Raw genomic sequence first — 21,559 nt, forward strand, 5'->3', positions numbered from 1 at the left:
GCCACCGCCTGCTCTCAATTTCTCCGAGAGAGGAATTCCCGTGTTACTGGACCGTTCGTTCGAGCTTGCCCGGAAAGCCGAAAGAATCGATGCGCTGGCCGCCAAGCGAAAGAATGTCATCGCCTCCGACCAGATGATTGAGGGGGAGTACCCCATATTCGTCGACCGGACCAGCGGCGCATACTTCTGGGACGTCGACGGAAACCGCTATCTCGATTTCTTCCTGTCGTACGGGACCGTCGTACTGGGCCACGCCGACCGCGATGTCGACGACCAGGTCATCGCCGAGATCCGGAAAGGCTTCGCCACCGGGCTGAGCAAGCCCGTGCAGACCGAACTCGTCAGCGAACTCCTGGAGGTGATCCCGGGCGCCGAAATGGCGATGCTGATGAAGACCGGCTCCGATGCCACCGGCGCCGCGGTGCGTCTGTCGCGCTCCTTCACCGGCCGCGACCGCGTCGCCCGCTTCGGCTACAACGGCTGGCACGACTGGTGCGCCCAGTGGGACCACGGCATCCCCCGTGCCACCCGCGACCTCGTGCACACCTTCGCCTACAACGATCTCGACTCGCTGCGCGCGCTGTTCGAGCGGCACCCGGGTGAGATCGCCTGCGTCGTCATGATGCCCTTCGAAGTGGAGCCGCCGGCCCCCGGCTTCCTCGAAGGCGTACGGGAGCTGACGCGCGCGCACGGCGCCCTGCTGGTCCTGGACGAGATGCGTTCGGGCTTCCGGATGGCCGTCGGCGGCGCCCAGGAGTACTTCGGGGTCACCGCGGACCTGGCCACCTTCAGCAAGGCGTTCGCCAACGGCTATGCGATCTCCGCGCTGACCGGCCGCGCGGATGTACTGCGCCGCCTGGACCACGTCCACATCTCCTCGACCTTCTACGCCAACTCCGACGCCATGGCCGCCGCGCTGGCGACCCTGCGGAAGTTGCGCTCGGGGCCGTACCTGGAGCGCATCCACACCCTGGGCAGCCGCCTCCAGGACGGGCTGCGCGAACTCACCGAGAAGTACGCCGCGCCGGTCGAGGTCGTCGGCCATCCGCCCATGCCCTTCCTCGACTTCCGGCTCGGCAGCGCGGAGGAGAACCAGGCGGCCAAGCGGTCCTTCTACACCGAGACCATCCGGGCCGGGGTGTTCTTCCACCCCAATCACCACTGGTTCGTGTGCGCCGCCACCACCGAGGAGGACATCGACACCGCGATCGAGGCGGCGCGCGGCGGGTTCGAGGCGCTGGTTCGGGACGGCTACGCGGGTGTTGCCCGCGCCGGGGAGGCCGCGCGATGACCGCCACCGGGGAGTGGGGGCTGCGGCACCCGCGGACGGTGACCGAGGAGCACTGGGCGGCCGAACAGGAGGTGATCGGTCCCGGACTTCAGGCCGTGATGCTCTGGTCCAGGCTGTGTGTGGAGCGTGCGGACGGTGCGACGCTGACCGATGTCGACGGCAACCGCGTCATCGACTTCCAGGGCGCCGGCGGGGTCAATTCGATCGGGCACGCCGAGCCGCGGTTCGTCGCCGCGATGGGGGCCCAGCTCGCGGTGTCCACGGCCGGCGCCTTCGGCTCACCCGCCCGCCTGGAGATGACCCGCGTCCTGAAGGACTTCCTGCCGCCCGAACTGGACACCGTCCAGCTCTACAGCGGTGGCACCGAGGCCGTCGAGGCGGCGCTGCGGCTCGCCAAGTCCGTCACCGGCAAACACGAATTCCTGTCCTTCTGGGGCGGCTTCCACGGCAAGACCATGGGCAGCCTGGCCCTGACCGCCGGAGCCCGGACGGGCCTGGGCCCGCTGCCGCCCGGCTACTTCTCCGCGCCGTACGCCAACTGCTACCGCTGCCCGTTCAAGCTGAAGGCGCCCGAGTGCGGCTTCGCCTGCGTCGAGCACGCGCGGGACGTCATCAAGGAGAACAGCACGGGGGCGATGGCGGCCATCGTCGTGGAGCCCGTCCAGGGCCGGTCGGGGAACGTCGTGCCGCCGCCGGGCTATCTCGGCGCACTGGCCTCCGTGGCCGAGGAGTTCGACGCCCTGCTGATCGCCGACGAGATGATGACCGGCTTCGGCCGGACCGGCGCCGCCTTCGCCTACCAGCACGAGGACGTCACCCCGGACGTGCTCACCGTCGGCAAGGGCATGGGCGGCGGCTACCCCGTCACCGGTGTCATCGCCGCGGCATCGACCATGGCGGCGGCACCGTTCTCCGACCCCAGCGCCAGTTCCTCCAGCTTCGGTGCCTTCCCGATGGCCTGCCGGGCGGTGGCCGCCACCACGGAGATCCTCACCTCCGACAAGCTCGTCGAGCACACCGCCGACCTCGGCGAACGGCTGCTGACCGAACTGCGCGGCCTGGTGGCCGACGCCCCCCTCGTCGGGGACGTCCGCGGCCTGGGCCTGGCCATCGGCATCGAGCTGGTGACGGACAAGGAGACCAAGGCGCCCGCCCCCAAATCCCTGGTACGGGATGTCTATCTGGCGCTGCTGCGGGCCGGGGTCCTGGTGATGCTCGGCGGCAACAGCCTGCGCCTCTACCCGCCGCTGAACGCCGACCCGGAGCAGACCATGACGGCCGTGGAGATCATCCGCGACACCCTCACCCGCTTCCCGGACGTGCCATGAGCCGCGCACTCGACCGGACCGGCCTGGACCGGCACCGCGCGGCGGCGACGGAGGCCGCCACCCGCGCGGCCGCGGAGCTGCTGCGCCGCCGCACCGCTCCCGGTGACGTCCGCGTCAAGGCCGGGGACGGGCTGGTGAGCGAGGCCGACACGGCGGCCGAGCGGGCGGTGCTGGAGGTGCTGCGGGAGCACACACCGGAGTGCGGGGTGCTCTCCGAGGAGGCCGGGGTCCTGCCCGGACCCGGCCCCCGGTGGATCGTCGACCCGCTCGACGGCACCACCAACTACCTGCGCGGTCTGCCCGACTACGCCGTCGCCCTCGCGCTGGCCGAGGGCGACCGCCTGCTGCTGTGCGTCATCCACTTCCCGGAGACCGGCACCGTCTTCACGGCCGTCGCCGGGGACGGCGCGTACCGCGACGGGGTGCGACTGCGCCCCGCCGGGCCGCCCCCGGGCCGTCCGCTGGTCGGCACCGGCTTCGGAACCGAGGGGGTGGTCCGCGAGGAGCAGTGCTCGGTCGCCGACCGCCTGCTGCGCGCCGGGTTCGAGATCCGTGAGCCCGGCAGCGCCTCCACGGGGCTGTGCCGGGTCGCCTGCGGGGCCTACGACGGGTACCTCGAATTCGGCATCGGCCCCTGGGACGCCGCTCCCGGCGCACTGCTGGTGACGGAGGCCGGCGGCACGGTCAGCGGCTGGGGCGGCGGGCCGTTCGCCGTGGACGAGGGGCATCTGGTCGCGGCGGCACCGGCATTCCACGACAGCTTGGTGACGGCCGGCGGGCCCTGCCCGCCCGCCGTCCGACAGAAGGAGACGGCATGAAAGTGGCGATCGTCGGATTCGGCACCGCGGGCGGGGCCCGGCTCAGCGGATACCGCTCGGTGCCCGGCGTCGATGTGGCCGCGATAGTCGAGCCCGCCCCCGAGCGGCGGCAGGCGGCGGCCGAACAGCTGCCCTACGGGCGGGTGCGGGCGTCCCTGGACGACCTCCTCGCCGAGGGTGGCGTCGACGTGGTGGACGTCTGCACCCCGCCCGCCTACCACGTGCCCCTGGCCCACCGGGCACTGACGGCCGGCTGTCATGTGATCTGCGAAAAGCCGGTCGCGGTCAGCCTCGCGGACGCACAGGGGCTGATCGGGACGGCGCGGAGCCACGAGCGGCTGCTGTATCCGTCGCACAACTACGGCACCTCGCCCATGATGCGTCTGCTGCGGCAGGCCGTGGACGGCGGCATCGGACGCCTGGAGTCGGCCCGCTTCCAGATCCTGCGCGACCGGCACGCGCGCGGGGTGCGCGGCTTTAGGCCCGACTGGCGGCGCTCCAGGGAACTGGCGGGTGGGGGCATCCTCCTCGACCACGGCACGCACTGCGTCTACATGGCCCTGCGCCTGTTCGGCGAGCTGCCCGCCAAGATCTCCTGCACGGTGGGCCGGCCCGCGGGGGCGGCGGACGCGGTCGACGAAGAGGCCGCCGTCCGCATGGACTTCGGCTCCGCGGTGTGCGACATCGAACTGAGCTGGCGGGCCGGGCTGCGGGCCAACCACTACTCGGTCACCGGCACGGACGGCTTCCTGCGGATCGACGACGACCGGGTCACCGCCGACGGGCCCGACGGGCCCCGGGCCCGGGACCTGGCCTCACCCAGCCGTGACCAGGCCCATCTCGACTGGTTCCCGCCGATGTTCGCCGACTTCCGGCAGACGCTGGCGGATCCCGGGCACTGGCACGTACCCGCCGACGAGATCGCCGGGACCGCACGGGTCATCGAGACGGCGTACCGCTCGGCCGCGGCCGGGGGCGCACCCCTGGCGCTGGTCGGCGACGCTCACCTGCCGGGTGTGCACACCGCTTCTCCCGTGTGAGGACGGCCGGACGGGCGCCGGACCGCCCGCCCGGTCCGGGGCGGCGCACCGGCCGCCCCGGACCGCGGGAGCTATCCCGCGTCGGCCCTCGTGCCCCCGTCCAGTGCCCGGGAGAGCAGATCCCGTTCCTCGACCAGGTTGTCGTAGGTCGTCGCGCGTTCATGGGAGGCGAAGTAGTGGCAGATCACCCGGTCGTCGATGCGCGGCAGCCACTCCAGCCGGCCGGAGCGGTAGGGCTCGCCCAGTCCCGCCACCCGGTCCTCGCCCGCCCGTCCGCCGAGCAGCGAGTACGACATCTGCGTCACATAGCGCGGGGCGAACCGGATCTCCGGAGGCAGCCGGGTGAGCATCTCCTCCAGGTAGGCCGGGTCGAAGAACCCGGCCACGTCGGCGCAGGCGAAGCCGCAGCACATGTACGGCACGTACGGCACCCCGGGGAGCCGGTCGGCTATCCAGTGCACGCCCTGCGGCTCCCAGCCCTCCTCGGGCGAGTAGAGGAACGTGGCCCGCTCCGTCGACGGCGCCCCGGCCCAGTGCACCAGCCGGTCGGGACGGGCGAGGAACACCACGTCGCTGTCCATGCTCACCACCGAGCGGCTCCGGCTGAGCAGGAAGTAGTCGACGAGCTGGAGGATGCGCACATTGCCCCGGCGGACGGCCGCGAGCTGCGGATAGCCGGCGAGCAGCGGCTCGATCCGCTCGTCCGCCTCCCGGCGTCCGATGACCCGCAGCCCCGGCACATGCCGCAGCAGCCGGGACCGGTCGCGCGCGGTGAGCGTGCCGTCGTCGTGCACCACCGGGCTGACCTCGGGCCAGTGCAGGGCGAGGGACTTGGCCGCGAAGAGATAGAGCGGCACATGGTCGGAGGAGACCAGGGTGTGCACCTCCGTGTCGCTGCCACCGGTGAACGAGGCCGCGGGGGCGGTCAGCAGCTGACGAGTGAGCGCGGCGGCGGCCCGGTCGTCAACGGCCGGTCCGCCGGCGGGCGTGAGGGCGTGGTGCTGGCTCATGTGGCTCTCCCTAACAGAAGGAGGGAAGCAGTGGATATCGCGACAGAGTATGACGAATCGCCGTTACGGCAAGGGGAGTTGAGGCCGCTCTTCTTCACCTCGCACGAAACCGCGGTGGTGCGGGAGGCGACCGCCCGGCTGATCCCCGGCCCCCGTGACGACCCGGCCGAGGCGTCCCCGGGCGCCCGCGAAGCGGACGTGGTGAGGTACATCGACCGGCTGCTCGGCGCGTTCACGGCCGACCCGCCGCTGATCTACCCGGCCCCGGCCGGGCAGGGCGGTTTCCTGCCGCTGACCCCGGCCCAGCGGGTGGGCTGGCGGCGCCGGATCGACGCGCTCCAGCAGGTCTACCGCGAGGGCACCGCGCTGCTGGACCGGCTGGCCGGCGGCGACTTCACCGCCGTCCCGGCCACCGAGCGCGACACGGTGCTCGGTGACCCGCAGTTGCGGGAGTTCCGCGGGGTGCTCTTCGACCACGCGATCCAGGGCTTGTACGCGGCGCCCGTCTACGGCGACGCCACGGCGCGGCATCCGGGCGGGACGGCCCCGCACACCGCCCTCGGGATGCCCGGCGGCAGCCGGTCGGTCGCCGCGGACGGACCGACCGCCGCGCTCGCCGGCCGGTTCGAGGAGGCCGTACGGCAACTGGTGGCGGGGGTGCTGGATGAGTGAGCGGGCCGTCGTGGTCGGCAGCGGGCCCGGCGGATCGGTGGCGGCCATGGTGCTGGCCGAGGCGGGCTGGGACGTCCTGGTGCTGGAGCGCGGCCCCAACCACTTCGCCGACCTCTCCGCCGCCGCCCCGGACCACCACTTCTCCCCGGACGAGATCCTGGGCCCGCTGCGCCGCTTCGAGTTCCCGGACGCCCTGGCGGAGCCCCGCAGCTACCGCGACCGGGCGCTTCCGGGCGCGGAGCACACCGGCTTCGTCAATGCGCTGCCCGCGGCGGTCGGCGGCGGCACCGTCCACTGGGACGCCAAGACACCCCGCTACTGGGACATCGACTTCGCCAAGCGCTCGCTGCTCGGCCCCGTCGAGGGCGCCGACATCACCGACTGGCCCTTCGGCTACCCGGACCTGGCCCCGTACTACGACGAGGTGGAGACGCTGCTCGGCGTACAGGGCGACGCCACGCAACTGCCCGCCGACCTCACCCTGCGGCACGCCCCGCGCGACACCGCCTTCCCGATGCCGCCCGGCCCTCCGCAGAGCTCGTCGCTGCGGATCGCCGAGACCGCCAAACGCCTCGGGCTGCGGCCCTACCCGATGCCGATGGCCGCCAACTCCCGCCCCTACGACGACAGACCGGCCTGCACCGACTGCGGCGCCTGCTGCGGATACGGCTGCGTCACCCTCGCGCGGGGGAGCGCGCTCACCCCGCTGCGGCGGGCGGTCCGGGCCGGCGCCGAGGTCCGGCCGCTGAGCACCGCGGTCCGGGTGACCCACCGCGGCCGACGGGCCCGCACCGTCGAATACCTCGACTGCACCGGACCGGAACCGGCCCGCCGGAGCGCCCCCGCGGACCTGGTGGTGCTCGCCGGCTCCGCCGTGGAGACCTGCCGGCTGGCGCTGCTCTCCCAACTCCCCGATCCACACGGTCTGATCGGCCGCCATCTGATGTTCCACTGGTACTCCGTCGGCTACGGGCTCTTTCTCCACGAGCGGGTGCACAGCCCCCGCAACCGCAACATCACCCATGCCCTCGACGACTTCGCCGACCCCGGCCACCCGGGCGCACGGGACGCCGCACGGGAGGCCGGACTGGTCCACCTGAGGGGCGGCGTCGTCGAACTGGGCTCGGCACCGCCCGGACGCATCGAGGAGGCGATGCTCTACCGCCGGCTGCTGCCGCGGCTCACCGGCGCCGGATTCGGGCGCGACTTCAAACGCCTGCTGCGGGAGAGCCCGCTGCGCGAGCGGCTGCTGGGCGTCCAGATGCACGGCGAGGACCTGCCGCAGCGCTCCAACACCGTGGCCCTCGACCCCCGGCTGCGGGACTGGCTGGGCGTGCCGGTCCCACGGATCTCCTACGCCCCGCACCGGCACGAGCTGGCCGCCCAGTCCTTCTATCTGCCGCGGCTGGCCGCGCTGTTGCGCGCCACCGGCGCCGACGAGGTCGCCGCCCTGCCGGAGACACGCTCCCTGGCCTTTCCGGACGGTCCCGGGGCCGTACCGGGCAACTTCCACACCCTGGGCGGCATGCGGATGGGCGCCGATGCCCGGACGAGCGTCACCGACGGCACCGGACGGCTGCACCGCATGGACAACGTCCTCGTCGCCGACGGGAGCCTGTTCCCCACCGCGGGCGCCCACAACCCCACCCTCACGATCATGGCCACCGTGCTGCGCAACACAAGGAGCGTGTGATGAGCGAGCTGACCGAGGACGCCTTACGAGTTCCGGGGCCGGCCGGCACCTACGCCTTCGACCCGCGGACCGCGCTGGGCTGGAAGGACATCGGACTGGACGGGCTGGGCTGCTTTCTGCGCTCCGTCGAATCCGTGCTGCTGCACGCGGGATACGACGCCGGCCAGGTGGCCAGGGGGCTCTCCCGTCCGCTGGACCTGGTACGCCGCGGAGAGTGGTACGGACCGGAGAGCGACTACCCGGCGTGCCGACTGCGCTGGGTGGACGAGGAACAGGGCGCCGACGCCTGGCCGGTGATCGAGCGGACGCTCGCCGACGGCCGCCCGGTGGTCCTGATGTACGACGGTTTCCATTGGCCCGGCGACCCCTACGAGGGCGCGCACCACTACCACCACCACATGGTCCTCGCACACCGCCTCGACGCGGACGGGCTGCATCTGCTCGACACCGACGCCCCCGCCGACGAGGGCTACGCCCGCCGGCTGCCGGTCACCGACGGTCTCGTCGCCGCATGCAGCCGCTACGCCCTCGTCGACCACATCGCCCCGCCCGCCCGAGGACGCGGCGCACTGGAGCTGGCCGAGGACGTCATCGCCGCGTCCGTGCGCCCCCTCGCCGAGGACCTCGCGGAACTCCGGGCCTTCCACCGGGACGTGTGGTCCGGAGCGCGGCTGCCGCTGCTGGCGGCCAAGGGCCTGGACGTGATGGTGCTCGGGGACATCCAGCCGCAGCTGTTCCTCCTCGGGCACGCGCTGGACGGCTCCGGGGACACCCGGGTGCAGACGGTGGCCGACGCCCTGCTCGCCGCCGCCCGGCGCGCCCAGAAGCTCGGACTGCTGGTGATGGGACTGCACCGCTACCAGGCCGAGGGCGTCTACAGCCTGGCGCACGAAGAGGTGCGGGTGCTCACCGACCGGCTGGAGGAGCTGCTCGCCGCCCTGTGCGCCTGCGCGGACACCGCCGTGCCGCATGCCGAGGGCGACGGCAGCCGGCTCGTGCGACGGCTGCGCGGCGAGACGGCCTGGTGTTTCGGGGAAGGGCGTCCACTGCCCGAAACCCCCTTCGCGTAACCCGGCCGGCAAAGAGCGGAGAAACCCTGTGGGAGCGTGTGCCACAAGGGTGTTCAGGCATTCCCGGAAACCTGTCACGGTGAATGCGAGTTGCCGAACGACTCCGTTGACATCACTTTCGGGCGGCTATAGCGTCGCGGCTCGAATCGATTTTCCCATTGCTTGGGCAAGGAGGGATTCGCATGGCTGGCGCGGACCGGACGGCCGTTGGGCAGGAACACGCGGACGCCGTTCTCGAAGAAGTGCGACACGTACTGGAAGAGCAGTGTGAAATCCCCTCGGAGCAGGCGAACGCGGTGACCGCGGCCGCTCCCATGGCCGATCTCGGACTCGACTCCATCACGCTGGCTTATGTCTTCACCTATTTCGAGCGCAAGCACGACCTGACATTCGAGAACGGTGACATCGACCCGACGCGCTACACCACCGTCGGGGAACTCGCCGAGGCCATCGCCCGGCGCGTGCACGACCCGGCGGGCCACTGATGAACCCGGCCGTGCCGGGCGCCGCCGGCCTCGCGGACGAGACCGCCCCGGCACCGGACGACCGCCTGGTGATGGCCACCTTCATGGGCCAGTACGACCTGCCGGCGGTCGCCGTGGCCGACACCCTCGGGCTCTTCCCGCTGCTGGCCCGGAGCCCGGCCGGTGCCGCCGAGGCGGCCCGTCGCCTCCGGCTCCACCCCTACAACACCGAGGTGCTGCTCTCCCTTGTCGCGGCCCTCGGTTACCTCACGGTGCACGAGGGTGCCTATCACCTCACCCCCGCCGCCCGCGCGTTCCTGCTCCCCGGCACCGGCCGCTACTGGGGCCCCATGCTCCAGCTCGGCTGGGACGAGAAGTGCACCGCCGTGCAGCTCGCCGTGCGGGAGGGCAAGGCCCACGGCTACCGTGGCCACGCCCTGTGGGAGACACACAGCCGACTCCCGCGCCGGGCCGACCTGTTCACCGCCGCCATGCACGCCCACTCCACCGGGCCGGCCGCCGCGCTGGCCGCCCGGCTGGACCTGGCGGGCGCCGGCACCCTGCTCGACGTCGCCGGCGGCGCGGGAACCTTCGCGGTGGCCCTCGCCAGGCGGTATCCGCAGCTCACGGCGCAGGTGCTGGACCTGCCCGCGGTGGCGGACGTGGCGCGCCGCACCATCGAGGAGGCGGCGGTCGCGGACCGGGTACGGCTGTGTCTCCAGGACATGTTCGACGGCCCCTGGCCCGACGGACAGGACCTGGTCCTGTTCGCCGACACCCTCTGCGACTGGGACGACGACTCCTGCCGCGAGATGCTCGCACGGGCCCGCGCGGCGCTGTCCCCCGACGGCCGGCTCCTCGTGCACCAGGTGATGCTGGACGACTCCCGCACGCTGTCCGCCACCGCGGCCGGCTATGCCCTCGCACTGGCCACGATGTCCGGCGGACGGCTGCGCACCGCCTCCGAACTGGCCGGTCTGCTCACCGAGGCCGGTTTCACCGGCCGTCAACTCACCCCCCTGTACGGCCACTACTCACTCATGACCGCCCGGCGTGTCTGACGCCGGCCGCCGCGCTCCAGGTACTCGACGGGAGACAGACGAAACATGGACACCGTGCCCCGGGTGACCGCGATCATCACCAGCCGCGAGCGGTTCTCCTACGCGGAGGAATCGCTGGCGAGTTTCTTCCGGTACACCAGCATTCCGTGTCAGCTGGTGTACGTCGATGTGAACTCTCCGCAGGGCCGCTGGAACCGCATCAAGCGCATCGCCGAGGAACACGGCATCATCGCCGTCCGTGTCAACAAATACGTATCCCCGAACTGCGCACGCAACATCGGCCTGCGCTATGCGGAAGGCGAGTACGTCGTCTTCCTCGACAATGACGTGGAATACACCGAGAACTGGCTGGAGCCGTTGGTCGCCTGTGCCGACGAGGAGAAAGCGGCCATGGTCGGTCCGCTCTATCTGCATGGTCCGCTGCATGAGCAGACCGTGCATATGGCGGGCGGCGATATGGAATTCTCCGGGGCCTGGGGCGAGCGGGAGTTCGTCCAGACACAGCGCCACTTCATGAAACCCCTCGCCGAGGTGCCCGAGCAGGAACTCCACCGGCAGAAGTGCGACATCATCGAGTTCCACTGCGCCCTGGTGCGGCGGGAGATCTTCGACGCGGTCGGCGGCATGGACGAGGGGCTGCTCACCACCCGTGAACACCTCGACTTCAGCCAGCGCGTCCTGGACGCCGGCGGCACCGTCTGGTTCGAACCCCGGTCGGTGATCACCTACCGGATGCCGCCGCCCTTCGCCCTCACCGACCTGCCGTACTTCATGCTGCGGTGGAGCGACGAGTGGACCAAGGACACCCTGCGCCACTTCGCGAACAAGTACGGCATCAAGCCGTCCTACGTGGAGCGGGTGACCAAGAACCGCAAGGGCCGCCAGTACCTGCTGTTCGAGCAGGTCAAACCCTTCCTGACGAGCGTCCTCGGCGACTCCGGCACCCGTGTCGTCAAGAAGGCGTTCCAGGCCGTGGAACCCGTCGGGAACCGCGCGCTGGTCGAACTGGCCGCCCTGCGCGAACCGGAGCTGCGCTGGGAGACCTACCGGCCCGCGACACCGTCCGCCCGCAAAACCACCACCGGCTCGTGAACGGCACACCACCAGCCGACGAGCCCTTGCCCCGCCTCTTCGTCATCACCGGCATCTGCGGCAGCGGGAAGTCCACCGTCGCCCGCCTGCTGGGGGAGCGCTTCGCGCGCTCCGTCGTCATCGAGGGGGACGTGCTGCGCCGGATGGTGGTCGGCGGCCGGGCCGAGATGGAGCCGGACGCGGGCTGGGAGGCCGTCGCCCAGTTCGAACTCCGCCTGCGCCACCTGGCGTTCCTCGCGGAGTCCTACCTCCACGCCGGCTTCACGGTCATCACCGAGGACAACCTCCTCGGCAGCTACCTCGAACGCTTTGTGGCCCAGCTCAGCACCCGGCCGGTCCACGTGGTGGTGCTCGCCCCGAGCGCGGCCGCGGCCGCCCGCCGCGACGCCGGACGGGACAAGCAGGCATACGGCGCGGAGGGCTGGACGGCGCAGTCCCTCGACGACGCCTTCCGCCGGGAGACCGCCGAGATCGGCCTGTGGCTCGACACCTCCGAGCAGCGGCCGGACGAGACGGTGGACGACATCCTGCGCCGCACGGACGAGAGCGCGCTGTGGTGACCGGCCGGGCGGCGCGGAGCCGGACGGCCGGCTGCCCGCGCCCCGCGGCGGCCGGGGTACTCCCGCCCCGCGGCACGCTCCGCACGGCCCGGTACGGGCCGGCACCCGACGGGATACGCAACGGAAGGGAGACGTGGTGAGCCACGCGTACGAGGGGCGACCTCACACCGCCGCCCCGGGGATCGAGGAACTGGTGCGCCGCACGCTCGCCGAGCGCGTCGGCGCGGAACTCGCCGGTGCCATATCCGCCGAGGAGAAGTTCTCCGACCTGGGCATCGACTCCTTGGACCTGGTGGTCACGCTCGCCACGCTGGAACGGGAATGCGGCGTGCAGCGCATCGCCGACGGCGAACTGTGGGACATCGCGGATTCGGTCGGCTCCCTCACCGCGTATCTGGCCGAGCACGCCACCGTTCTCCCGGGGGAGACCCGGTGACGGCCCGGACCACCACCCCGCAGGCCGTGGCCGTCACCGGGCTCGGCGTTCTCAGCGTCGGCGGCACCGGGACCGACGCCCTGTGGCGGCTGTGCGCCAACGGCGGCGGCACCTTCCGCCCGGTCGAGCACTTCGACGTCTCCGGCACCGGTGCCCGCACCGCCGGATTCGTCCCCGACATGCCCGGCGCGCCCGCGCCGGGCACCGACGGACGGCTCCCGTACCTGCTGCACCGCGCGCTGGCCCAGGCCCTCGCCGACGCCGCCCGGCGCGGCGCCCGTGACCGGGCCCGCACCGCACTCGTGCTCGCCACCACCGACAGCGCGGGCTGCGCCACCGCCGAGGCTTGGCGGGCCTGGGCGGACGGCGGCCGGGAGAGCTGCCGTACCGCCTGGGCCCCGCCCGCCGAGGCCGTCCGCTTCGACGGCCCCGTGCTCCCGGTGGGCAACGCCAGCGCCGCCGGGGCCGCCGCTCTCGGCGTCGGCGCCGATCTGATCCGCAGCGGCGTCACCGAACGGGCCGTGGTCTGTGGGGTGGACACCGTCACCGAGACCGCCTTCCAGGGCCTGGCATCGCTGCGCACCCTCAGTCCCGGTGGCTGCCGCCCGTTCAGCCGGCGCCGGTCCGGCATCCGGATCTCCGAATGCGCGGCGGCCCTCGTACTGGACGGCGACCCCGGCGACGGCTCCGCTCCGCCGCACGCGTATCTGCGCGGCTGGGGGAGCAGCAACGAGGCCGACCAGGCGGCCCGCCCGGCGTCGGAAGGCGTCGCCAAGGCCGTGTCCCGGGCGCTGGCGGATGCCGCGGTGACCCCCGGCGACATCGGCTACGTCAACGCGCACGCGGCCGGTACCCGCCACGGCGATGTCGCCGAACTCGACGCGCTGGAAAGCGTCTTCGGCGACCGGCTCGCCGAGATACCGGTGTCCGGATCGAAGGCCGCGCTCGGCCACTGCCAGGGCGCGGCGGGAACCGTGGAGGCGATCGTGACCGTTCTGACCCTCGCCCGGGGCGAGGTGCTGCCCACCCTCGGCCTGGAAGACGTCCCCGAGCAGTGGTCACACCTCGACTTCGCGCTCGGGCCGCGCAACAGCGCCCCACCGAGCGCGGGCCTCTCCGTCTCCTGCGGGCTGGGCGGCTCCAACGTCGCGGTGGTGTTCGGCCGTGCCGCCGCGTAACGGGGCGGGTGTGGCCGGCCTCGCCGTGCGCAGCGCCCCGCACGACGTCCCCCGCATACCCGACGACCCGGCCGGCTTCCCCCGGATGCCACTGGCCGTACAGGACACCCTCGGCCCGGAGCTCACCCGGGCGGCCGAAGCGGCCCTCGCCGACGCCGGCCTGACCAGGGCCGAGGCCGCGCCGATGGGCTGTGTCACCGCCTCGCACCACGCCACCGCCGCGACCGCCCAGTACATCGCGGCGGTCCTGGACGGCGCCGGGCCCCGGTGGCTCGCCCCGCAGTGCTTTCTGCACTACTCACCGCACGCCCTGACCGGCCGGCTCTGCATCGACCTCGGCCTGGACGGTACGGCCCTGACCCTCACCGGCCCCGCCGCCGGCGTCGACGCCCTCGGATACGCGGCGATGATGGTGGAGTCGGGCCGGTGCTCCAAGGTTCTGGTCGCCGCCGCGCACTGGCCCACACCGTCGCCCGCCGCGCCCGACCGGACCACCCGGCTGACCGTGGCCGCCGCCGTCGTCACCCCGGACGGCGGCCGGGCCCGGCTGACCGGCTGGCAGCCCGGCGGCGGCCACCCCGCCGTACGGCCGGACACCGGTCCGGAGGCCGCTGCCCCGCCGTCCGCCGAACTGACCGATGTCACCGCAGCGTTGCGTGCCCTGGCGTCCTGGCGTGATGGGGACGACGGTGCCGGCACGCAGCTCACGGCGGCCGGTTCGCGCCTGACGGTGCTTCCCGGGAGCGGCCGATGACCACGTCCACGCCGTACCAGGCCCTCGCCCGGTGGGCCGCCGAAGCCCCTGACCGGCCCGCCCTCGTCCACGAGCACGGCAGCCTCGGCTACGGCGCGCTGGCCCGCCTGGTGGCCGGCGCACGGCGGCACCACCTCGGCCGGGGCCACGCCGCGGGACAGCGGGTGGGCCTGGTCGTGCGCAACGATCCGGAGAGCATCGTCGCGCTGCTCGGCCTCGCCGCCACCGGAGCCGAGGTGGTGCTGCACGATGCGCGCAGCACCCGGTACGAACGCGACCGCGCCGACCAGCTGGCCGGCAGCCGGCACCGGATCGACCCGCCCGCCCTCGACGCGGCGCGGGAGGCCGGGGCCGGGGCCGAGCCGCCCGGCGCCGCGCACGCCACCGCGCTGAGCCTGGTCACCTCCGGCACCGGCGGGCTGCCCAAGGTGGTACGCAAGGAGTGGGCCGCGACCTGCGCCAACTCGGCGGCCTTCGCGCACTCCGCGGGCATCACGGGCAGCGACCGCATCCTCTGCACGACCCCGCTCCACCACGCCTTCGCCTTCGGTGCGGCGCTGCTGCCCGCCCTGCACACCGGCGCCGCCCTCGTCCTCGCCCCCCACCCGCCGGCCCCCTCGGCACTGGCGGATGCCCTGCGCACGACCGGCGCCACCGTCGTGCAGTCGGTGCCCTTCCTGTACAGATCTCTGCTCTCCCGTAAGGAAGCGCTGTCCGCGCCCGCGCTCCGGTTATGTGTGTCGGCCGGCGAACCGCTGGACCGGGAGACGGCGCGCGCCTGGCGGTGCGCCACCGGCCGCAACCTGCGCGACCAGTACGGCGCCACCGAACTCGGCCAGCTCGCCTTCGCCGACGACCGCCCCGAAGGGCCCCTCCGGCTCGTGCCGGGCATACGGGCGGCGGTCCGCGACGACCACGGCGTGCTCCGGGAGGGCACCGACGCCGAGGGCGAACTCTGCTTCCGGCACGAGGGACCGCCCGTCGTCTACCGCGGCCTCCCGGAGCTGACCGCCCAGGCCACCACCGACGGCTGGTTCCGCACCGGCGACATCGGCGTCCTGCCCGGCGGCGGCACCGTGCAGATACGGGGCCGGGCCGGCCGCCGTATCACCGTGGCCGGGCGGAAGGTCGACCCGGCCGAGGTGGAACTCGCCCTCAGCTGCGTACCGGGCGTGCGCGAGTGCCTGGTGAGCGCGCCGCCGGCCGGTGCCCCCGGCCCGCCCGACCGGTTCGTGGCCTTCATCGCGGCCGGCCCGGAGGTCACCGAACTGGCGGTGCGCCGCCATCTGGCCGGGCTGCTCTCCCCTTACAAGATCCCCACCCGTATCCATCTGACCGGCCGGCTGCCCCGCACCGGATCGGGCAAGGTGCACGCGGCCCGGCTGTGGCAGGAGGCGGAAGAGCGGTGACCGTACAGACCATCGGCGAGGGCCGGTACGCCCTGGCGTTCCCCGGCGCCGGCTCCCAACTCCCCGGCATGGCATACCGGCTGGTCCGCGACCACCCGGCCGCCCGGGAGGTGCTGGCCCGCGCCGACGAGGCCACCGGACTGCCGCTGGCGCGGCTGTGCACCGACGGCACACCCGCCGAACTCCGGCCGCCCGAACTGTCCCACCCCGCCATCGTCGCCACCGGCCTCGCCTGCGCGGCGGCGCTGCGCACGCACCTGGGCACGCGCTGGGCCCCGCCCGCGCTGCTGGGCGGACACAGCCTCGGACACTTCGCCGCGCTGGTGGAGGCGGGCGCCCTCGGCTTCGCCGACGCCCTGCGCATCGTCGCCGAACGGGCCCGGCTGATGGGGGAACAGGCCCGGGTACGCCCGGCCCTGATGACCTCGGTCACCGGACTGGCGCCCGACCTCGTCACCGGCTGGTGCGCCGACTGCCCGCCGGACCTGGGACAGGCGGTGATCGCCTGCTATAACGGCCCGCGCCACCTCGTCGTCTCCGGCGACGCGGACGCCGTGCGCTGGGTCGCCGGCCGGGCCGCCGAGAGCCCGGACGTCCGCGTCAGCGATGTCGCCACCGGAGTGGCGTCCCACTCCCCGCTGATGGCGCCCGTGCAGAAACAGCTGCGCCCGGCGCTGACCACCGTGCGACTCGCCCCGCCCACCGTGCCCGTGCTGCTCAACAGCGACGGCCGGCCGGCCGACGACGTCGGTGCCCTCCGCGCGGACCTGCTGTGCCAACTGGAGGTCCCGGTGCGGTGGCACACGGCGCTGCGCGCGGTGGTGCGGTCCGGCACCCGGCTGCTGCTCGACACCGGACCGGGCCAGGTCATGGCCAAGACTGCCCACCGGCATCCGGAGCTGACGCCGTTGGCACTGAACGCCATGGAGCCCCTGAAGGCGGTGCTTCCCCTTGGCTGAGCCGCACCCCGGCCCTGCCGCCGCCCCCCATCGGCCCGCCCCGCCCCCGGCCGCGACGGCCCGTGTCGCGCTGGTCAGCGGTGGCAGCCGCGGCATCGGACGGGCCACGGCCACGGCCCTGGCCCGCCGCGGCCATCGCGTCCTGGTCGGCTCCCGCTCCGGGCGGGCCGGCGCCGGACTCACCGGCCTGGTCTGCGATGTGACCGACGCCCAGCAGGTCGAGGCGGCCTTCGCCCGGGCCGAGCGGGACCACGGCCCGGTGCAGATCGTGGTGTCCAACGTCGGGGCCCGCGACGACGGACTGCTGATGCGGATGGAGGAGCGCGCCTTCCGCCGGACCCTCGACACCAATCTCACCGGCGCCTGGCGGCTGCTGCGCCGCGCCGCCGCGGGCATGGCGGACACCGGCTGGGGGCGGGTGGTGCTGGTCTCCTCCGTCGCAGCGGTGCTGGGCACGCCCGGACAGGCCAACTACGCGGCCGCCAAAGCCGGTCTGGCCGGGCTGGCGCGCTCGGCGGCCCGCGAACTGGGCCCGTCCGGCATCACGGTCAATGTCGTGCTGCCCGGCTTCGTCGACACCGACCTCACCCGCGATCTGCCGGCCCGCCGACGGCAGTCGATCCTCTCCGGCGTCCCGCTGGGACGGCCGGGCACGGCCCGGGAAATCGCGGAGACCGTCGCTTTCCTCACGGACGAGCACGCCGGCTATGTCACCGGCGCCGTCGTTCCCGTCGACGGGGGGCTGGCGATGGGGCACTGACGCAGCCGGGCGCGCCGATGCGTCCACGGCACCGGAGATTCCGATGGTCCGGCGGCGGGCGGCCGCCGCAGCAGGGAGCACCCATGCACACACTCCTCGTCGACAACTACGACTCCTACACCTACAACCTCCACCAGCTGATCGCCCAAGTGACCGGCACCGAGCCGACGGTGCTGCGCCACGACGACCCGGCGCTGCGCGGCCCGGACCCGGACCTCGCCGGCTTCGACAATGTCGTCGTCTCGCCCGGACCGGGCCGGCCGGACAACCCCGGGGACCTGGCCCACGCCGCCGGGCTGCTCGCCGCGCCCCGGCTGCCCACCCTCGGCGTGTGCCTCGGGCACCAGGGCATCGCGCTGACCGCGGGCGCGTCGGTGTCCGCCGCACCGCGGCCGCGTCACGGGCATCTGACCCGGATCGAGCACACCGGCAAGGACCTGTTCCACGGTCTGCCCCAGCACTTCACCGGCGTCCGCTACCACTCACTGTGCGTCGCGGACCCCCTGCCTCCGCAACTGGCGGCCACCGCCTGGGCCGAGGACGGCGTCATCATGGGGCTGCGCCATCGCGAACTCCCTTTGTGGGGCGTGCAGTTCCACCCCGAATCCATCTGCACCGAATACGGCCCGGAACTGCTGGCCAACTTCGCCCGGCTCACCGCGGAACACCACGCCACCCGGCCCATACGCCGCCCGGCGCCGTCGCCCGCCAGGCTCCGCGCCCCCGCCGCTCCCGCGGCCCGCGCCGGCCGGACACCGGGCCCGTACCGGCTGCGCACCCGGCGGCTGGGCACCGCCGTCGACACCGAGGCGGCGTTCACCACCCTGTACGCCGACCGGAAGCACGCGTTCTGGCTCGACAGCTCCCGCACCGCACCGGGTCTGTCCCAGTACTCCTTCCTCGGCGACGCCCACGGCCCACTGGCCGAGGTGGTCCGCTACCGCGCCGGCACCGGCACCGTCGAGGTGACCGCATCCGACGGCACCGTCACCCGCACCGACGGCGACATCTTCCGCTACCTGGACACCGAACTGGCCCGGCGCCACCTGCCCGACCCGGGGACGCCGTTCGACTTCACCTGCGGCTACGTCGGCTACTTCGGCTACGAACTCCGCGCGGATCTCGGCTCACCGACCCGGCACACCGCCGCCGAGGACGACGCCGTCTGGATCTTCGCCGACCGTCTGCTCGCCGTCGACCACACCGCGGACGAGACACACCTGCTGTGCCTGTACCGCCCGGAGGACCCCGAAGGCGCGGCCGGTGCCGACCGATGGCTGGACCGTACGGAAGCCACCCTGCGCGCCCTGCCCGGCCCCGCGCGGCTGCTGGAGTGGCCCGCGTCCGACGCCCCGGCCCCCGGCCACCGCACCGAGGACGTCTCCGCACGCGGCGAGGAGCAGTACACCAAGGACATCGCCGTCTGCCGGGACAAACTCCACGAGGGCGAGAGCTACGAGATCTGTCTCACCGACTCCCTGCATGTCGCGTCCACGGCGGACGCGTTGGCCGCCCACCTGGCGCTGCGCCGCGCCAACCCCGCCCCTTACGCGGCGTTTCTGCGGCTGGGCGGCACCGAAGTGGTCTGCTCGTCACCGGAACGCTTCCTGCGCATCCGGCCCGACGGCACCGTGGAGACCAAACCGGTCAAGGGCACCGCACCGCGGGGCCGCACCGCCGACGAGGACGCCCGCCTGCGCCGCGACCTCGCCGCGGACCCCAAGACCCGGGCCGAGAACCTCATGATCGTCGATCTGCTCCGCAACGACCTCGGGCGGGTCTGCCGGGTCGGGAGCGTCGGGGTGCCGCGCCTGATGCACGTCGAGACCTATGCCACCGTCCATCAGCTGGTCTCCACCGTCCGCGGCACGCTCACCCCGGACACGACCGCGGTGGGCGCGCTGGCGGCCTGCTTCCCGGGCGGCTCGATGACCGGTGCCCCCAAGCTGCGCACGATGGAGATCCTCGACGAGCTGGAGACCGAGGCCCGCGGCGTCTATTCGGGGTCGCTCGGCTACTTCGGTCTGGGTGGCGGTGCCGACCTCAACATCGTCATCCGCACCGCGATCCGCACCGGCGGACGCTGGCGGGTGGGAGCCGGCGGAGCGATCGTGCTCGGCTCCGACCCGCAGGAGGAGTACGCGGAGATGCTCCTCAAGGCCGCCGCCCCGCTCCGGGCGCTGCGCCGCCCCGCCGCGGCCGGCACACCGACCACGAACGACCCGTCCACACCCGATCCGGAATGGAGCTCCACCATGCTCGACGCGCGACTGCTCGACCTGCTGGCCTGCCCCCTGTGCAAGGCCGCGCTCGCCCCCGCCGCTTCGGGGGACTCCCTGGTGTGCACCGCCACCGCCTGCGCCCGCAGCTACCCGGTGGTGGACGACATCCCGGTGCTGACGGTGCCGCCGGCGGACGCCACGACGGCCTGAGACCGCGGCACGGGGGAGGACGGCGATGAGCGTCGAGGAGTCAACGGCCCGCGCCACGTCCCGTACACGGCACCCACGAGGGCTGCCGGCCCTGTGGGGGACCGAGATGTGGGAGCGGTTCAGCTACTACGGCATGCGCGCGATCCTCGTGCTCTACCTCGTCGCGCCGGCCGCCCAAGGCGGCCTCGGTCTGCCGCCGACCACCGCGGCCGGCGTCTTCGGCGTCTACGGAGGTCTGGTCAACCTGCTCGCCGTCCCCGGCGGCTGGCTGGCCGACCGCGTGTGGGGCGCACACCGTACGGTCCTCGGCGGCGGTCTGGTGATCGCTGCCGGGCACTGTGCCCTCGCGCTGCCGCTCGGCGCGCCCGGCACTTACCTGGGCCTGCTGCTCATCGCGGTCGGCACCGGTCTGCTCAAACCCAATATCTCCACCATGCTCGGCGGGCTCTACGACGTGCCCGGCGCCCCGGACGCGCACGGCACCGCACGCCGGGACGCCGGCTTCTCCCTCTTCTACCTGGGCATCAACATCGGGGCCTTCGCCGCGCCGCTGGTGACCGGATGGCTGGGCGAACGCGTCGACTGGCACGCCGGGTTCGGCGCCGCGGCCGTGGGCATGTTCCTCGGTCTCATCGTCTACCTGCGCGGCACACGACAGCTCCGCCCGGCCGGCCCACCGCCGCCCACCCCCGCCACCCCACGCCAGCTGCGGCGGGCCGCCGCCTGGGCCGGAGGCGCACTCGGGGGGACGGCGGCCGTGGTCGCCGTCGTCGCGGCGACGGGTCCGGGGGTGCTGGCGGGCGTGCTGTACGCGCTGTCCGCGCTGACCCTCGTGGTGCCCGCCCTGTACTTCGTGGTGATGTTCCGCGCCCCCGGACTGGACGCGGTGGACCGCAGCCGCCTGCGCGCGTACATCTGGATCTTCCTCGCCGCCACGGTCTTCTGGACGATCGCCGAACAGGGCGGCTCCCTCATCAGCCTGTTCGCCCAACGCCACATCGACCGGGCCCTCTTCGGATGGCAGATCCCCACCGGCTGGTTCCAGTCGGCCGGTCCGCTCTACGGCATGCTGCTGGCGGGTGTGTTCGCCGCGCTGTGGCTGCGCCTGGGCCACCGGCAGCCCAGCACCGCGGCGAAGTTCGCCCTGGGGCTGGCCGGCCTCGGCGTCGCGACGCTCCTCATGGCGGGCGCCGGCCTGGCCGCGTCCGACGGCCGGCCGGCCTCCCCCCTGTGGCTGCTCGCCGCCTTCCTCGTCCAGGTGCTCGCCGAACTCTGCCTCAGCCCGACCGGCCTGAGCGTGACCACCCGGCTCGCGCCGCACCGTTTCGCCGGGCAGATCATGAGCCTGTGGTTCCTCTCGGTCGCCGCGGGCAGCGCACTGAGCGCCCACGTGGTGCGGCTCAGCGACACCCTCCCGTACGGCGTGTACTTCGCCGTCCTGGGCGCCGCCGCCCTGCTGTGCGCCGCGGCGGTCGCGCTGGCCCGCACCTCGCTGCGCCGCCTGATGCGCGGGGTGTCCTGAACGTCCCGCC

General features: G+C 73.4%; 20 protein-coding genes. 19 read left to right on the forward strand and 1 reads right to left on the reverse strand.

The window, feature by feature from the left end; genetic code table 11:
• Window positions 1-40: 40 nt before the first annotated feature.
• Genes ACFWJW_RS02160 through ACFWJW_RS02175 form a run of 4 tightly spaced genes read left to right on the forward strand, consistent with a single transcriptional unit; the run spans window position 41 to window position 4,477 of the window.
• Window positions 41-1,291, forward strand: a complete 1,251-nt coding sequence (locus ACFWJW_RS02160) for an aspartate aminotransferase family protein (RefSeq protein ID WP_387233592.1) — start codon at window positions 41-43, stop codon at window positions 1,289-1,291.
• Window positions 1,288-2,619: an aspartate aminotransferase family protein gene (locus ACFWJW_RS02165; RefSeq protein ID WP_387233594.1), complete on the forward strand. Its 1,332-nt coding sequence runs from the start codon at window positions 1,288-1,290 to the stop codon at window positions 2,617-2,619. Before ACFWJW_RS02160 ends, ACFWJW_RS02165 begins: the two co-directional genes overlap by 4 nt.
• Complete coding sequence (locus tag ACFWJW_RS02170; RefSeq protein WP_387233597.1) at window positions 2,616-3,437, forward strand: inositol monophosphatase family protein; 822 nt, start codon at window positions 2,616-2,618, stop codon at window positions 3,435-3,437. Before ACFWJW_RS02165 ends, ACFWJW_RS02170 begins: the two co-directional genes overlap by 4 nt.
• Window positions 3,434-4,477: a Gfo/Idh/MocA family protein gene (locus tag ACFWJW_RS02175; RefSeq protein ID WP_387233600.1), complete on the forward strand. Its 1,044-nt coding sequence runs from the start codon at window positions 3,434-3,436 to the stop codon at window positions 4,475-4,477. Before ACFWJW_RS02170 ends, ACFWJW_RS02175 begins: the two co-directional genes overlap by 4 nt.
• A 71-nt stretch (window positions 4,478-4,548) precedes the next feature.
• Here ACFWJW_RS02175 and ACFWJW_RS02180 read toward each other — a convergent pair whose 3' ends face one another.
• Window positions 4,549-5,487: a hypothetical protein gene (locus ACFWJW_RS02180; RefSeq protein ID WP_387233602.1), complete on the reverse strand. Its 939-nt coding sequence runs from the start codon at window positions 5,485-5,487 to the stop codon at window positions 4,549-4,551.
• Window positions 5,488-5,517: 30 nt separating this feature from the next.
• Between ACFWJW_RS02180 and ACFWJW_RS02185 the strand changes: the two genes are divergently transcribed.
• The 15 genes from ACFWJW_RS02185 to ACFWJW_RS02255 all read left to right on the forward strand — a co-directional run bounded on the left by ACFWJW_RS02185 (window position 5,518) and on the right by ACFWJW_RS02255 (window position 21,549).
• The gene (locus ACFWJW_RS02185) at window positions 5,518-6,159 is read left to right on the forward strand and encodes a gluconate 2-dehydrogenase subunit 3 family protein (protein ID WP_387233605.1); all 642 of its coding nucleotides are present in this window, start codon (window positions 5,518-5,520) and stop codon (window positions 6,157-6,159) included.
• Entirely contained in the window at window positions 6,152-7,852 is a 1,701-nt protein-coding gene (locus tag ACFWJW_RS02190; protein WP_387233608.1) for a GMC oxidoreductase, read from the forward strand. The genes ACFWJW_RS02185 and ACFWJW_RS02190 overlap by 8 nt, the downstream gene beginning before the upstream one ends.
• Window positions 7,852-8,922, forward strand: a complete 1,071-nt coding sequence (locus tag ACFWJW_RS02195; protein WP_387233610.1) for a hypothetical protein — start codon at window positions 7,852-7,854, stop codon at window positions 8,920-8,922. The genes ACFWJW_RS02190 and ACFWJW_RS02195 overlap by 1 nt, the downstream gene beginning before the upstream one ends.
• 182 nt (window positions 8,923-9,104) lie before the next feature.
• Complete coding sequence (locus ACFWJW_RS02200) at window positions 9,105-9,407, forward strand: acyl carrier protein (RefSeq protein WP_387233613.1); 303 nt, start codon at window positions 9,105-9,107, stop codon at window positions 9,405-9,407.
• Window positions 9,407-10,447, forward strand: a complete 1,041-nt coding sequence (locus tag ACFWJW_RS02205; protein ID WP_387233616.1) for a methyltransferase — start codon at window positions 9,407-9,409, stop codon at window positions 10,445-10,447. The genes ACFWJW_RS02200 and ACFWJW_RS02205 overlap by 1 nt, the downstream gene beginning before the upstream one ends.
• A gap of 45 nt (window positions 10,448-10,492) precedes the next feature.
• Window positions 10,493-11,539 carry a glycosyltransferase family 2 protein gene (locus ACFWJW_RS02210; RefSeq protein ID WP_387233619.1) on the forward strand — a complete coding sequence of 349 codons (1,047 nt, stop codon included), beginning with the start codon at window positions 10,493-10,495 and terminating at the stop codon, window positions 11,537-11,539.
• Window positions 11,536-12,099 (forward strand): AAA family ATPase, encoded by a 564-nt coding sequence (locus ACFWJW_RS02215; RefSeq protein ID WP_387233621.1) that lies wholly within the window; start codon window positions 11,536-11,538, stop codon window positions 12,097-12,099. The genes ACFWJW_RS02210 and ACFWJW_RS02215 overlap by 4 nt, the downstream gene beginning before the upstream one ends.
• 136 nt (window positions 12,100-12,235) lie before the next feature.
• Complete coding sequence (locus ACFWJW_RS02220; protein ID WP_387233624.1) at window positions 12,236-12,535, forward strand: acyl carrier protein; 300 nt, start codon at window positions 12,236-12,238, stop codon at window positions 12,533-12,535.
• Window positions 12,532-13,713, forward strand: coding sequence for a beta-ketoacyl synthase N-terminal-like domain-containing protein (locus tag ACFWJW_RS02225; RefSeq protein ID WP_387233627.1), 1,182 nt, complete (start codon window positions 12,532-12,534; stop codon window positions 13,711-13,713). Before ACFWJW_RS02220 ends, ACFWJW_RS02225 begins: the two co-directional genes overlap by 4 nt.
• Window positions 13,700-14,467 (forward strand): hypothetical protein, encoded by a 768-nt coding sequence (locus ACFWJW_RS02230; RefSeq protein WP_387233630.1) that lies wholly within the window; start codon window positions 13,700-13,702, stop codon window positions 14,465-14,467. Before ACFWJW_RS02225 ends, ACFWJW_RS02230 begins: the two co-directional genes overlap by 14 nt.
• Window positions 14,464-15,876, forward strand: coding sequence for a class I adenylate-forming enzyme family protein (locus tag ACFWJW_RS02235; protein WP_387233633.1), 1,413 nt, complete (start codon window positions 14,464-14,466; stop codon window positions 15,874-15,876). The genes ACFWJW_RS02230 and ACFWJW_RS02235 overlap by 4 nt, the downstream gene beginning before the upstream one ends.
• On the forward strand, window positions 15,873-16,835 hold the full coding sequence (locus ACFWJW_RS02240; RefSeq protein WP_387233635.1) for an ACP S-malonyltransferase: 963 nt from the start codon (window positions 15,873-15,875) through the stop codon (window positions 16,833-16,835). The genes ACFWJW_RS02235 and ACFWJW_RS02240 overlap by 4 nt, the downstream gene beginning before the upstream one ends.
• A 70-nt stretch (window positions 16,836-16,905) precedes the next feature.
• Entirely contained in the window at window positions 16,906-17,595 is a 690-nt protein-coding gene (locus tag ACFWJW_RS02245) for an SDR family oxidoreductase (protein ID WP_387234350.1), read from the forward strand.
• A gap of 83 nt (window positions 17,596-17,678) precedes the next feature.
• On the forward strand, window positions 17,679-20,027 hold the full coding sequence (gene pabB, locus ACFWJW_RS02250; RefSeq protein ID WP_387233638.1) for an aminodeoxychorismate synthase component I: 2,349 nt from the start codon (window positions 17,679-17,681) through the stop codon (window positions 20,025-20,027).
• A gap of 25 nt (window positions 20,028-20,052) precedes the next feature.
• The gene (locus tag ACFWJW_RS02255; RefSeq protein ID WP_387233641.1) at window positions 20,053-21,549 is read left to right on the forward strand and encodes a peptide MFS transporter; all 1,497 of its coding nucleotides are present in this window, start codon (window positions 20,053-20,055) and stop codon (window positions 21,547-21,549) included.
• The last annotated feature ends 10 nt before the right edge of the window (window positions 21,550-21,559 follow it).

This window comes from Streptomyces sp. NPDC127097, from assembly GCF_042724075.1.
Classification (GTDB): Bacteria; Actinomycetota; Actinomycetes; order Streptomycetales; family Streptomycetaceae; genus Streptomyces.

What these genes read in the sequence shown, in the direction of transcription:
- ACFWJW_RS02175 (WP_387233600.1), top strand. Translation starts at nt 3,434, where the DNA reads ATGAAAGTGGCGATCGTCGGATTCGGCACCGCGGGCGGGGCCCGGCTC.
- ACFWJW_RS02195 (WP_387233610.1), top strand. Translation starts at nt 7,852, where the DNA reads ATGAGCGAGCTGACCGAGGACGCCTTACGAGTTCCGGGGCCGGCCGGC.
- ACFWJW_RS02180 (WP_387233602.1), bottom strand. Translation starts at nt 5,487, where the DNA reads ATGAGCCAGCACCACGCCCTCACGCCCGCCGGCGGACCGGCCGTTGAC.
- ACFWJW_RS02210 (WP_387233619.1), top strand. Translation starts at nt 10,493, where the DNA reads ATGGACACCGTGCCCCGGGTGACCGCGATCATCACCAGCCGCGAGCGG.
- ACFWJW_RS02255 (WP_387233641.1), top strand. Translation starts at nt 20,053, where the DNA reads ATGAGCGTCGAGGAGTCAACGGCCCGCGCCACGTCCCGTACACGGCAC.
- ACFWJW_RS02190 (WP_387233608.1), top strand. Translation starts at nt 6,152, where the DNA reads ATGAGTGAGCGGGCCGTCGTGGTCGGCAGCGGGCCCGGCGGATCGGTG.
- ACFWJW_RS02235 (WP_387233633.1), top strand. Translation starts at nt 14,464, where the DNA reads ATGACCACGTCCACGCCGTACCAGGCCCTCGCCCGGTGGGCCGCCGAA.
- ACFWJW_RS02200 (WP_387233613.1), top strand. Translation starts at nt 9,105, where the DNA reads ATGGCTGGCGCGGACCGGACGGCCGTTGGGCAGGAACACGCGGACGCC.
- ACFWJW_RS02170 (WP_387233597.1), top strand. Translation starts at nt 2,616, where the DNA reads ATGAGCCGCGCACTCGACCGGACCGGCCTGGACCGGCACCGCGCGGCG.
- pabB (WP_387233638.1), top strand. Translation starts at nt 17,679, where the DNA reads ATGCACACACTCCTCGTCGACAACTACGACTCCTACACCTACAACCTC.
- ACFWJW_RS02205 (WP_387233616.1), top strand. Translation starts at nt 9,407, where the DNA reads ATGAACCCGGCCGTGCCGGGCGCCGCCGGCCTCGCGGACGAGACCGCC.
- ACFWJW_RS02165 (WP_387233594.1), top strand. Translation starts at nt 1,288, where the DNA reads ATGACCGCCACCGGGGAGTGGGGGCTGCGGCACCCGCGGACGGTGACC.